The organism is Siccirubricoccus sp. G192, assembly GCF_019084075.1.
Classification (GTDB): Bacteria; Pseudomonadota; Alphaproteobacteria; order Acetobacterales; family Acetobacteraceae; genus G192.
Genome location: NZ_JAHREN010000001.1, coordinates 3,305,683 through 3,318,009, shown reverse-complemented (window position 1 = coordinate 3,318,009; position 12,327 = coordinate 3,305,683). Strand labels below are relative to the sequence as shown.

General features: G+C 68.5%; 12 protein-coding genes. 8 read left to right on the top strand and 4 right to left on the bottom strand.

Annotated elements, in window-relative coordinates:
* The first annotated feature begins 92 nt into the window (after window positions 1-92).
* The 5 genes from tatB to KSF81_RS15870 all read left to right on the top strand — a co-directional run bounded on the left by tatB (window position 93) and on the right by KSF81_RS15870 (window position 4,535).
* Entirely contained in the window at window positions 93-617 is a 525-nt protein-coding gene (gene tatB / locus KSF81_RS15890) for a Sec-independent protein translocase protein TatB (protein WP_217379819.1), read from the top strand.
* Window positions 618-671: 54 nt separating this feature from the next.
* Window positions 672-1,466 carry a twin-arginine translocase subunit TatC gene (tatC, locus tag KSF81_RS15885; RefSeq protein WP_217381725.1) on the top strand — a complete coding sequence of 265 codons (795 nt, stop codon included), beginning with the start codon at window positions 672-674 and terminating at the stop codon, window positions 1,464-1,466.
* 3 nt (window positions 1,467-1,469) lie between these two features.
* Window positions 1,470-2,741 carry a serine--tRNA ligase gene (gene serS, locus KSF81_RS15880; RefSeq protein WP_217379818.1) on the top strand — a complete coding sequence of 424 codons (1,272 nt, stop codon included), beginning with the start codon at window positions 1,470-1,472 and terminating at the stop codon, window positions 2,739-2,741.
* A 176-nt stretch (window positions 2,742-2,917) separates the two neighbouring features.
* On the top strand, window positions 2,918-3,343 hold the full coding sequence (locus KSF81_RS15875) for a hypothetical protein (RefSeq protein ID WP_217379817.1): 426 nt from the start codon (window positions 2,918-2,920) through the stop codon (window positions 3,341-3,343).
* Window positions 3,327-4,535 (top strand): hypothetical protein, encoded by a 1,209-nt coding sequence (locus tag KSF81_RS15870; protein WP_217379816.1) that lies wholly within the window; start codon window positions 3,327-3,329, stop codon window positions 4,533-4,535. Before KSF81_RS15875 ends, KSF81_RS15870 begins: the two co-directional genes overlap by 17 nt.
* A gap of 222 nt (window positions 4,536-4,757) precedes the next feature.
* Here the strand turns inward: KSF81_RS15870 and KSF81_RS15865 are convergent, their stop codons facing one another.
* On the bottom strand, window positions 4,758-5,633 hold the full coding sequence (locus KSF81_RS15865) for an ATP-binding protein (RefSeq protein ID WP_217379815.1): 876 nt from the start codon (window positions 5,631-5,633) through the stop codon (window positions 4,758-4,760).
* A 200-nt stretch (window positions 5,634-5,833) separates the two neighbouring features.
* Between KSF81_RS15865 and yajC the strand changes: the two genes are divergently transcribed.
* Entirely contained in the window at window positions 5,834-6,139 is a 306-nt protein-coding gene (yajC, locus tag KSF81_RS15860) for a preprotein translocase subunit YajC (protein WP_217379814.1), read from the top strand.
* 84 nt (window positions 6,140-6,223) lie between these two features.
* Here yajC and KSF81_RS15855 read toward each other — a convergent pair whose 3' ends face one another.
* On the bottom strand, window positions 6,224-6,862 hold the full coding sequence (locus tag KSF81_RS15855; RefSeq protein ID WP_217379813.1) for a superoxide dismutase: 639 nt from the start codon (window positions 6,860-6,862) through the stop codon (window positions 6,224-6,226).
* Between the two features lie 148 nt (window positions 6,863-7,010).
* Here KSF81_RS15855 and KSF81_RS15850 point away from each other — a divergent pair, with 148 nt between their 5' ends.
* A complete protein-coding gene (locus KSF81_RS15850) occupies window positions 7,011-7,847 on the top strand; it encodes a squalene/phytoene synthase family protein (RefSeq protein ID WP_217379812.1) in 837 nt (278 codons plus the stop codon).
* Here the strand turns inward: KSF81_RS15850 and KSF81_RS15845 are convergent.
* Window positions 7,813-8,553 (bottom strand): hypothetical protein, encoded by a 741-nt coding sequence (locus tag KSF81_RS15845; RefSeq protein WP_217379811.1) that lies wholly within the window; start codon window positions 8,551-8,553, stop codon window positions 7,813-7,815. The two genes, KSF81_RS15850 and KSF81_RS15845, sit on opposite strands and share 35 nt — an antisense overlap.
* 72 nt (window positions 8,554-8,625) lie before the next feature.
* Complete coding sequence (uvrA, locus tag KSF81_RS15840; protein WP_217379810.1) at window positions 8,626-11,511, bottom strand: excinuclease ABC subunit UvrA; 2,886 nt, start codon at window positions 11,509-11,511, stop codon at window positions 8,626-8,628.
* A gap of 174 nt (window positions 11,512-11,685) precedes the next feature.
* On the opposite strand from uvrA, the gene ssb reads away from it, so the two are divergent.
* Window positions 11,686-12,207 (top strand): single-stranded DNA-binding protein, encoded by a 522-nt coding sequence (gene ssb, locus KSF81_RS15835; RefSeq protein ID WP_217379809.1) that lies wholly within the window; start codon window positions 11,686-11,688, stop codon window positions 12,205-12,207.
* Window positions 12,208-12,327: the final 120 nt, after the last annotated feature.

Sequence of the window (12,327 nt, the reverse complement as noted above, 5' to 3'; positions counted from 1 at the left end):
TTGGTGTTCCTGCTAACGGAGGCGACCTTGCGGCGGAAGCCTGCCCATCGGACGGTCCCGGTGGGGCGTCCCGCGCCGCGGTCGGAGACGGAATGTTCGACCTCGCCTGGTCCGAGATTGCGCTGATCGGTGTGGTGGCGCTTGTCGTCATCGGGCCGAAGGATCTGCCGGAAGCCGTGCGCGGGCTCGCCCGCGGCGTCCAGAAGCTGCGCCGCATGGCCGGGGAGTTCCAGCAGCACGCGGACGACTTGGTGAAGGAAGCGAATCTCGACGAGGTGCGCCAGCAGATCAACGAGATCCGCAACTTCAACATCCGCAATGAATTCGAGAAGACCGTCGACCGGGACGGCACCCTGCGGAAGACCTTCACCGAGGACCCGCTGCGCACCGACTATTCGGCACCCCCCCGCCGCCGCCATGGAGGGCGCTGGCGCGCCCGCCGGCAGCGCCGAGATGATGGGGCCGCCCGCCCCCGCCGCCACGGCCCCCGCCTTCATCCCGCCGGCCGAGGCGCACGCCCCGACGTCTTCCCCGATGCCTTCCGCCCCGGCACCAGCCGCAGAGGCGGTGCCTGCCGGAGCCCCGCCCTTCGTGCCGCCCGCCGAGCCGCCGCCTGACCTTCCGCCCGCCGCCAGCGCCACGCCGGCCCTCAAGGCATGAGCAACACCACCATGCCCCGCGACCAGGACGATCCGATCGACGACAAGCCGATGCCGTTGATCGACCACCTGCTGGAGCTGCGCCAGCGGCTGCTGTGGTCGGCTGGCGCTTTCGCCATCGCCTTCCTGCTCTGCTACTACTTCTCCTCCCAGATCTACGGTTTCCTGGCGCGGCCGCTGGCCGATATCCTGCAGCAGCAGGGTGGCGGCGAGCGGCGGATGATCTTCACCGCGCTCTACGAAGCCTTCTTCACCTACCTGAAGGTGGCCTTCTTCGGCGCCGTCTTCTTCAGCTTCCCGGTCTGGGCGACCCAGCTCTGGCTGTTCGTGGCGCCCGGCCTCTACCGCAGCGAGAAGCGGGCGATAACGCCCTTCCTGGTGGCCAGCCCCTTCCTTTTCGTGGCCGGGGCGGCGCTGGCCTACTACTTCATCTTCCCGCTGGCCTGGCGCTTCTTCATCACCTTCGAGACGCCGCCGGGCGAGGGTGCCCTGCCGATCCAGCTGGAAGCCAAGGTCAGCGAATATCTCTCGCTGGTCATGCAGATGATCCTGGCCTTCGGCGTGGCCTTCCAGTTGCCGGTGCTGCTGACCCTGCTCTGCCGGGTCGGCATCCTGAGCGTGGACACGCTGCGGAAGGGCCGGCGCTACGCCATCGTCGGCATGTTCGTGGTGGCGGCGGTGCTGACGCCGCCCGATGTCATCAGCCAGGTGGGCTTGGCCGTGCCGATGCTGGTGCTCTACGAATTGTCGATCCTGGCGGCGACCTGGATGACGCCGAAGCCGCCCAAGGACGAGACGAAAGCCTGAGCCATGCATGATATTCGGGTGGTCCGCGCCGATCCGGCGGGCTTCGACGCGGCGATGGCGCGGCGTGGGCTGGCGCCGGTGGCCCCGACTCTTCTCATCCTCGATGAAGCCTGTCGTCGAGCACAAGCACTTAGGGAGGGAGCCCTTGCAAAGCGAAATGCTCTCTCAAAGGAAATTGGTCAGGCTCTCAAGCAAAACGACTTTGCGTTGGTTGACCATCTGAAAAAGCACGTCGAGGAAGTTAGCGAACACGCGCGTAATGAAGACCCCGATCAATATCTACGGGCTATTCGCCAAAACCTTGAGTCCCTCCCCAACATCCTTGACCCCGAAGTCCCCGAAGGCCGGGACGAATCGGCAAATATCGTGCTCCACCAGCACGGTGAACCACCGCGCCTGGATTTCACCCCGAAGCAGCATTTCGAGCTGGGCGAGGCGCTCGGCCTCATGGATTTCGCCGCCGCCGCCAAGCTCGCCGGCAGCCGCTTCACCGTGCTGAAGGGCGCCCTGGCCCGGTTGGAACGGGCGCTCGGCCAATGGATGCTGACGCTGCACACCGAGCAGCACGGCTACACCGAGGTCTCGCCGCCGCTGCTCGTCAACGAGGCCACCATCTACGGCGTCGGCCAGCTTCCGAAATTCGCCGAGGATCTGTTCCGCACCACAGATGGCCGCTGGCTGATCCCGACCGCCGAGGCGCCGTTGACCAACCTCGCCGCCGGCGAGATCCTGGCCGAAGCTGGCCTGCCGCAGCGCTATACCGCGCTCACCCCCTGCTTCCGCTCCGAGGCCGGCAGCGCCGGGCGGGATACCCGCGGCATGCTCCGCCAACACCAGTTCCAGAAGGTGGAGCTGGTCTCCATCACGCGCCCCTCGGACAGCGACGCCGAGCATGAGCGCATGACCCGCTGCGCCGAGCGGGTGCTGACCGAACTCGGCCTGGTCTGGCGCCGCGTCTTCCTCTGCGCCGGCGATACCGGCTTCAGCGCCGCCCGCACCTATGACCTGGAGGTCTGGCTGCCGGGGCAGGGGGCCTGGCGGGAGATCTCCTCCTGCTCCAATTGCCGCGACTTCCAGGCGCGCCGCATGAATGCCCGCTACCGGCCGGCGGAAGGGAAGGGCACCAGCTTCGTCCATACCCTCAATGGCAGCGGCGTAGCGGTCGGGCGCGCCCTGATCGCGGTGTTGGAGACGCATCAGCAGGCTGACGGCTCCATCCTGGTGCCGGAAGTGCTGCGGCCCTGGATGGGCGGGGCCGAGCGCATCGCGCGCTGAGCCGGACACGCTGCCGCGACCAGCCACCCTTCCGCCCCATCTGCCGCAAAATCGCCCGCTGACCGCAAGACGCTGCCCTTGGCGCCCGGGGCGTCAAGGATCGGGAATCCCATGCCTTTGCATCTCTTCTTTTCGCCGGCCCAGAGACCGCCGAAGCATCAGCGGGCCCCCGGTCAGTGAGCCCGCTCGATCTCGGGGGCGGTGCCCCGCCGGTCCTGGCCCGGCCGCAGGTTGCGGTGCGGCTCGACCTGGATGCCGTGCTGGGGAATGCGGCGCCCGACCGGCTGCGCATCGCGGTGCTGGCCTATCTGCTGCTGCCCGGCCTGCTGTTCCTCGCCGGCTGGGCGGCGCCCTGGGCGGGGCTCCTGGCTGGGGCGATGGGCGTCGCGGCGCTGCTGCTGGCGCCGGGCTGGCGGCGGGCCTGGCCGCTCGGCCGAGGCATGACGGCGCTCTGCCTGACTCTCGGGTTGATCTGGGCGGGGGCTACCGGGGCGCATCACTTGGTCTACAGCACGGCGGACTGGCAGATCCGGGATGCGGTGCTGCGCGACTTGGCGGCGGGCCCCTGGCCGGTAGCCTATGCCAATGCCCGGGGGGGATGACCTCCATTGGCTGCTGCGCGCGCCGCTCGGCTTCTTCCTGCCGGCGGGGTTGGTGGGGCGTCTGGCGGGTTTCGGCATGGCGCAGGCGGCGCTCTGGGCCTGGGCGGGGATCGGCTTCGGGCTCGCGCTGGCGCTGCTGGCGAGCCTGGCGCGCGCTGCGGCACCGGCCCGGCCAGGGCGCGCCTTCGCCGTAATGGCGGGGGTCTTCGCCTTGTTCCATGGCCTCGATATCCTGCCCAATGCCTGGCTCGACTGGCAGGCGGGCATCGGCGCGCTGGGAAGCTGGGGGCGCGGCGGCGAGTGGTGGTCGCGGATGTTCCAGTATACCGGCCATGTCACGGGGCTGCTCTGGGCGCCGAACCATGCCCTTCCAGCCTGGCTGGTGACGCTGCTGCTTCTGCGCCACTGGCAGGCGCCGGGCTATGCGCGGGGCGTGGCCCTGCCGCTGGCGGCCTGCGCCTTCTGGAGCCCGGTGGGCGCGGCCGGGACGGCACTGCTTGCCCTGGCGGCGCTGCTGCGGCAGGCCCCCGGGTTGCAAGCCTTCCGGCGCGCGGCCCTGGCGCCGGGCAATCTGCTTGCTGCTGGATTCGCCGTGCCGATCTGCCTCTATCTGGTCGCGGGGGCGGAGGCGGTACCCCATGGAGCGTTGCTTTCCGCCCATCCCGCGGCACAGGCACTCGGGACCTGGGCGCTGTTCCTGGCAGTCGAGGTGCTGTGCTGGGCTGTTGCGGCCGCGGCCCTGGTGCGGGGCTGGCTCTTCGGAGCGGCGGTGGCGATGCTCTGCCTGCTGCCGGCCTATGTCTTCGGTCCCGGCAACGAAATGACCTCGCGCGGCGGCCTGGCACCGCTGACGGTGCTGGCGGTGGTGGTCGCGACGGCGCTGCTGGTCCCGGCGCTCGGGCGCGCGCAGCGCCTGGGCCGCGCCGGGCTGCTGGCCTGCGCCGTGCTGGCTTTGGTGGGCTCGGCCATGGAGGGCAGCCTTCTGGTCACCAAATCACCCTGGCCGGCGAGCCGGGAATGTTCGGTGCCCGAGGCGGCGCGGCAATCGGTGTTCCGGGGCACCACGGACTGGTCGCATTACCTGGCGCCCTGGCCGGAGCCGCTGCTGAAGGGCTGGATGCGGAGGCCGGTTCTCCGCCCGGTGCCGCCGCCGGGCGGAGAGCCCAATTGCTGGCCGAATGGAGGGGTTTGAGGCTGCGCAGCTTGCGCAGCTCGCCGAATACGTATCAGGAATGATGCCGCCAAGGGGGTGAGATGCGCCCAATCCCCCCGATCTTCCGATTTATGCCTGGAATTCCTAAAATTCCCCAAGGCATCCTGGCAGAATCCCGCTGCTTTTTCAAAAGCTTGGGCGGCCCTGCCGGGGCAGGTGTCCCACCCCGGCCTCAGGCACTTCAATCCTCAATTCCAAAATTCACGCCGCCACGCCCATCCGCCCGGCCAGGTCCTGGATGAACTGCCAGGCCACGCGCCCGGACCGGCCGCCCCGGGTCACCGACCATTCATTGGCCTGGCGGCGCAATTCCTCCACCGGCAGGCCGAGGCCGAGCGCCCCGGCATAGCCCTCGACCATGGCGAAATAGGTGGGCTGGTCGCAATTGTGGAAGCCGATCCACAGGCCGAAGCGGTCGCTGAGCGAGACCTTCTCCTCCACCGCCTCCTGGCCATGGATGGCGGTGCTGCGCTCGTTCTCGATCATGTCGCGGGACATCAGATGGCGGCGGTTGGAGGTGGCGTAGAACAGCACGTTCGGCGGCCGCCCCTCGATGCCGCCATCCAGCACGGATTTCAGTGCCTTGTAGTCGCTGTCCTCCTTCTCGAAGGAGAGGTCGTCGCAGAAGACCAGGCAGCGGCGGGGCCGGCCCTGCGCCTGCGAATGGTCCTGCCGCAGGATGTTCAGCAGGTCCGGCAGGGTGCGGATGTCCTCGCGCTGGATCTCCACCAGCGCCAGGCTGCCGGGCGCCTCGGCATTGGCGGCGGCATGGGCGGCCTTCACCAGGGAGGACTTGCCCATGCCCCGGGCACCCCAGAGCATGACGTTGTTGGCGGGCAGGCCGCTGGCGAAGCGCTGGGTGTTCTGCAGCAGGATGTCCCGCTGCCGGTCGATGCCCTGCAGCAGCCCGATCTCGACGCGGGAGACGCGGGGCACCGGCACCAGGTGCGGCAGCGGCGCGGGGTGCCAGACGAAGGCATCGGCGCCGGTCAGGCGCGGCACCTCGGGCAGGGCGGGCGCCAGGCGCTCCAGCGCCTCGGCGATGCGGGTGAGGGCGGGCAGCAGGGCATGGTCCATGATCGGGTCCGGAACGGGTGGGTGCCTTCGGTGAGCCGATTCACTGACGCCTGGCTTCCAGGCGTCAGGACCGGACCACTATTGACGCGGAGGGGCGGGAAGCTAGTTTGCCGCCACCTTGCCCCGCAAGCCGGAACCATAAGGAAAAGCCGGGATGTTCATCTCCCCCCGCCTATGCGCAGGATGCCGCCGGCGGCGGCATGGCGCTCGTCATGCAGATGGCGCCGCTGCTGCTGATCTTCGCCGTCTTCTATTTCCTGCTGATCCGCCCGCAGCAGAAGAAGCAGAAGGAACACCGCGCGCTGCTCCAGGCGCTGAAGCGCGGCGACCGGGTGCTGACGTCGGGCGGCATCATCGCCCAGGTGACCCGGGTGAAGGAGGGCGTGGACGAGGTCGAGGTCGAGATCGCCCCCAACGTCCGCGTGAACGTGCTGCGCCAGACCATCACCGACATCTTCAAGCCGGTGGCGGCAAATGACGCCAAGGCCGAGGCGGCGAAGAGCTGAACGCTCCGCCATTTCGGCCCGAATTGCCGGGGGCACCGGGGGAGACCCCGGCGCCCCTTTCCTCTGCGGCCTAGGCGGTCTGGCCTAGGCAGTCTGGCCGGACTTCATACCGCCGGAGGAGAGCAGGCCGTTCACCGCCTCCCAGTCCACCAGCTTGTCCAGGAAGTTCTGCAGGTAGTTCGGCCGCACATTGCGGAAGTCGAGGTAATAGGCGTGTTCCCACACGTCGCAGCCAAGGATCGGCGTGCCCTCGCCGGTGGCGAGCGGGTTGGAGCCGTTCGGGGTTTTCGTCACCTTCAGCTTGCCGTCGGTGCCGACCACCAGCCAGGCCCAGCCGGAGCCGAACTGCGTCACGCCGGCCTGCTTGAAGGCCTCCTTGAACTGCGCGAGGCCGCCGAGGTCCTGGTCGATCTTGGCCGCGAGCGCGCCCGGCAGCTTGTCGCCGCCACCCTTGGGCGACATCACCTGCCAGAACAGGCAATGGTTCCAATGCTGCCCGGCCTGGTTCAGCACCGGCAGGCCCTCCGCACCCTGCTTGCCGGCCTCGGCGACGATGGTCTCAAGCGACTTGCCGCCGAGCTTCTTGCTTTCGATGAGGCCGTTCAGGGCCACGACATAGGCGTTGTGGTGCTTGTCGTGGTGCAGCTCGAGCGTCTCCTGGCACATGCCCTGGGCGGCGAGCGCATTGGAGGAATACGGCAGCGCAGGCAGGCTGAAGGCCATGGGGTTCTCTCCCGGTTATGGATGACGGCAGGGCGCATGGTCCCGGAAGATGCCCGGGGCGCGTCCGAGAGCTAGGCGGGGTGCCAGGACTCGTCAAGCAAGGGGGGCATGGTTTGCGGCGGCGCGGGGTGCGGGCATAAGGCCGGAAATGGCGGATGCACCACTCCTGTCGCCCCTGGCCGCGCTGGCCCGGACGCATGATCCCGATCGCTTCCTTTGCGCCCTCTTCGCGCCGGCGGAGCGGCGTGAGGCACTGTTCACTCTCATCGCCTTCAATCACGAACTCGCGCGCGCACGGGAGGCGGCGCGGACGCCGCTGCTCGCGCTCATGCGCCTGCAATGGTGGCGCGAGGCGGTGGAGCAGGCGGCGGCCGGCAAGCCACCCCGCCGGCATGAGGTGGCGGCGCCGCTGCATGCGGCCATCGCCGCTGGCGCCCTGGACCCGGCCGATCTCCTGGCCATGGCGGATGCGCGCGAGGCGGAGGCGGAGGAGGGCGGCATCCCGACCGCGGCGGCCTTCCGGGCCTATCTGCGCGGCAGCGCCGGCGGCTTCGCGGTGGCGGCGGGGCGGCTGCTCGGCGCGCCCCCTGCGACCCTGCCCGCGCTGCAACAGGCAGGCGCCGCCTACGGCCTGGCCGGCGTGCTGCGCAGCGTGCCGGCGCTGGCGGCGCAGGGCCGTTGCCTGTTGCCGGAGGATGCGCTGACGGCGGCCGGGCTGACCGCGGAGGCGGTGCTGGCCGCGCCGGACTCGGTGGCGGTCCGCCAGGTGATTGCGGAATTAGCCCAGGCCGGGCAAGCGCGGTTGCGGGAAACCATCGCGCCGCTGCATGGCCTGCCGCGTGGCGCAATCTCTGCGGCGCTGCCGCTGATACTGGCGCGGCGTGACCTCGCACGGCTCGCGGCAGGGCGCACCGTGCCCGCAATACGCGGTTTCGGCGACCGGCTGGCGGTCAGCTTGGCGGGGTTGCTCGGTCGCCTATGGTAGGATCGAGGCAGGGCTGGAGACACTCGGCCAGCTTCGCGATCACTCCGCGACGATCTGGAGTATAGGGAGTGTAACGACTGAGGTTGGGAGTCCCCACAAGGCGCACGTCGCGGCCATCAATCCGCAGCGCCGTAGCACGACATACCCATCCGCCCCACCCGGCATCGAAGGATTCGACATTTGGCGAGCACGCGAACCTGCTACGCAGATCGTCGAAAGTTTCATTATCGATGGCAAGGATGCCGCGCGGCTGGATGAGCCTGAGCATGAACTCATGGATTTTCCAGCAGGCTTTCTTCAGATCTTCCTTTTCGCGGCCGAGCGCATTCTTGTCCCGCGAGCGAGCGAAGATAAGGTTGGAGGCGCATACATCGCGGGGATCAAGACCCACACTTCCAAGGATGGCGCGAACCCCTTTTTGCATCTTCGCTTCACCTGGGCCGCACCACCGTCCGGCAGGACGCCACGACGCGCAGGTGTACTCACTCCAACGCCCGGGCAGCGACGCCAAGTGCTCGATGCAAGTCGTGGTCTCGACGTCCGAGTCGCCGCCTGGATTGAAGCCAAGCACATAAAGCGGCCCACGGCGCAAAGTATTGGTGCCGCTATAAAGAAGCTTGCCGCTGCGATCGCCAACGCCGGATTCGTGGAGGAGGCGGAGTAGTTCCTTTGGCGCTTGGTTGTCCGGCAACGTCACCTCTGGCATGCCCCAAGCCTCGGTAGAATTCCCCCCGAATTGCGCATTATCTCCGAAGAAAATCAACTCTGATTTGCATAATCACGCCCGCTTCCGCCGCTTCGCCGGCACCGCCTCCCGCGCCAGCAGCGGCGCCAGGAAGCGCCCGGTATGGCTTCCCGGCACCGCCGCCACATCCTCCGGCGTGCCGGAGGCGACGATGCGGCCACCGCCATCGCCGCCTTCCGGTCCGAGGTCGAGGAGCCAGTCCGCAGTCTTGATGACTTCGAGGTTGTGCTCGATCACCACCACCGTGTTGCCGGCCTCAACCAGCGCGTGCAGCACCTCCAGCAGCTTCCGCACATCCTCGAAATGCAGGCCGGTGGTGGGCTCGTCCAGGATATACAGGGTGCGGCCGGTGGCGCGGCGGGCGAGTTCCTTGGAGAGCTTGATCCGCTGCGCCTCGCCACCTGACAGCGTGGTGGCCTGCTGGCCGAGATGGATGTAGCCGAGCCCGACCTCGCGCAGCACCCGCAACTTCTCGTGGATGGAGGGGACGGCGCTGAAGAAGGCGACACCCTCCTCCACCGTCATCTCCAGCACATCGGCGATGGACTTGCCGCGGAACTTCACCTCCAGCGTCTCGCGGTTGTAGCGCTTGCCCTTGCAGGCATCGCAAGTGACGTAGACATCCGGCAGGAAGTGCATCTCGATCTTGATGACGCCGTCGCCCTGGCAGGCTTCGCAGCGGCCGCCCTTCACGTTGAAGCTGAAGCGGCCGGGCTTGTAGCCGCGGGCGCGGCTCTCCGGCAGTTCGGCGAACCAGTCGCGGATCGGCGCGAAGAGGCCGGTATAGGTGGCGGGGTTGCTGCGCGGCGTGCGGCCGATCGGCGACTGGTCGATGTCGATGATCTTGTCGAGATGCTCCAGCCCCTCGATCCGCTCATGCGGCGCCGGCACCGTGCCCGCGCCCATCAGCCGCCGCGCCGCGGCCTTGTAGAGCGTCTCGATCACCAGGGTCGATTTGCCGCCGCCGGACACCCCGGTGACGCAGGTGAAGGTGCCGAGCGGGAATTCCGCCACATCGCCCTTGAGGTTGTTGCCCGTGGCACCCAGCACCCGCAGCAGGCGTTTCGGGTCCCGCGCGCGGCGCGCTTCCGGCAGCGCGATGCGGCGGCGGCCGGAGAGGTAGTCGCCGGTCAGGCTGGCCGGATTGGCCGCGACCTCGGCCGGCGTGCCCTGCGCCACCACGCGGCCGCCGCCAGCTCCGGCCGCGGGGCCGATATCCACCAGGTGGTCGGCGGCGCGGATCGCATCCTCGTCATGCTCCACCACCAGCACGGTATTGCCGAGGTCGCGCAACCGCCGCAGCGTGCCCAGCAGCCGCTCGTTGTCCCGCTGGTGCAGGCCGATCGAGGGTTCGTCCAGCACATAGAGCACGCCGGTGAGGCCGGAGCCGATCTGCGAGGCCAGCCGGATACGCTGCGACTCGCCGCCCGAGAGCGTGGCCGAGGACCGGCCGAGCGAGAGGTAGTCGAGCCCGACATCGACCAGGAATTGCAGCCTCTCGCCGATTTCCTTCAGGATGCGCCGCGCGATCTCCTGCCGCTGCGGCGTGAGGGTGGCGAAGACCCCGGCGAACCAGGCCTCCGCCTCGCGGATCGCCAGCGCGCTGGCCTCGCCGATATGGCGGCCGGCCACCTTCACCGACAGCGCCTCGGGCTTCAGCCGGTAGCCGGAACAGGCGGGGCAGGGCTTCGCCGCCTGGTAGCGTGTGAGATCCTCGCGCACCCAGGGGTTGTCGGTTTCACGGTAGCGGCGTTCGAGGTTCGGCAGCACGCCCTCGAAGGGCTTTTCGATGTTGTAGGCGCGGAGGCCATCCTTGTAGCGGAGCGTCACCGCCTCGCTGCCGGTGCCGTGCAGGATGGCGTCGCGCACCTTGGCCGGCAATTCGGCCCAGGGCGTCGTGGTATTGACCTTGTAGTGCCGCGCCAGGCTTTCCAGCGTCTGGTCGTAATAGGGCGAGGAGGCGCCGCTCCAGGGCGCCACCGCGCCCTCGGCGAGGCTGCGGAGGTCGTCCGGCACCACCAGCATCGGGTCGAAGAAGGTCTGGGTGCCGAGCCCGTCGCAACTCGGGCAGGCGCCCTGCGGGCTGTTGAAGGAAAACAGCCGCGGCTCAATCTCCTCGATGGTGAAGCCGGATTCCGGGCAGGCGAATTTGGCGCTGAAGACGGTGCGGGCGCCACTATCGGCGTCCTCGGCATAGGCGATGCCCTCGGCCAGGGCGAGCGCCGTCTCGAAACTGTCGGCCAGCCGCGGTGCGATGCCGGCGCGCACCACGATGCGGTCCACCACCACCTCGATATCGTGCTTGAGGCGCTTGTCGAGCTTCGGTGCCTCGGTGATGAGCACCAGCTTGCCGTCCACCTTCACCCGCTCGAAGCCGCGGCGCTGGTATTCGGCCAGTTCCTTCCGGTATTCGCCCTTCTTGCCGCGGGCGACGGGCGCCAGGATCAGCAGGCGGGTGCCTTCCGGCATGGCCAGCACGCGATCCACCATCTGCGATACCGTCTGCGCCTCGATCGGCAGGCCGGTGGCCGGCGAATAGGGCACGCCGACGCGGGCCCAGAGCAGCCGCATGTAGTCGTGGATTTCCGTGACCGTGCCGACGGTGCTGCGCGGATTGTGCGAGGTGGTCTTCTGCTCGATGGAGATCGCCGGCGAGAGGCCCTCGATCGAGTCGACGTCCGGCTTCTGCATGAGTTGCAGGAATTGCCGCGCATAGGCCGAGAGCGATTCGACATAGCGGCGCTGGCCCTCGGCATAGATCGTGTCGAAGGCGAGAGAGGATTTGCCGGAGCCGGAAAGCCCGGTGATGACGGTCAGCGTGCCGCGTGGCAGGTCGAGGTCGAGATCCTTCAGGTTATGGGTCCGGGCGCCGCGGATGCGGATCTGGCCGGCATTCGGCGGGGTCTGGGGGCTGGCCATGAGGGGCGCTCCACGGGGCCGGAATCTGCCCACGTTCGCATTGTGTTCCGGGGGTAATGCCACCATATTGGGGAGACGGGAAGGGGCGATCACCCCTCCGCGCCGCGCGCCGGGACTGGCCCTCAGGCTGCCCTGCCGCTATGGTGTTTCATCGTATTCGAGGGTCGGGACGGCATGGCCGGCAGCGTCAACAAGGTGATTCTGGTGGGCAATCTGGGGCGCGACCCCGAGGCCCGCAACATGCCCTCGGGTGGCAAGGTGGTCAGTTTCTCGGTCGCAACCAGTGAGACCTGGAACGATCGCGCCTCGGGCGAGCGCAAGGAAAAGACCCAGTGGCACCGCGTCGCGATCTTCAATGAGAAGCTCGGGGAGATCGCCGAGAAATATCTGCGCAAGGGCAGCAAGGTCTATCTCGAAGGCCAGATCGAGAGCCGCAAATACACCGACAAGGAAGGCCAGGAGCGGGAGACCACGGAAATCGTGATCGGCCGCTTCAAGGGTGAACTGACCCTGCTGGATGGCCGCGGCGGCGGTGGCGAGGGTGGTGAAGGAGGCGGTGGCTATGGCGGCGGCGGCCGTTCCGGCGGCTATGGCGGCGACCGCGGCGGGGATCGTGGTTCCTCCGGCGGTGGCGGCCGTGCTGGCGGCTGGGAGAAGCCCAAGGGCGGCGACCTCGACGACGATATTCCGTTCTGAGCGGAGCATCGTCTGCCTGCGTCCCGGCCTCGGCCCATAAGGAAGACAGAGAAGCGTGAGCGAGACCGATAGCGGCGCCGATGACGGGCGGCCGGGTAGTGCCATTGCCATAGGGCTCGA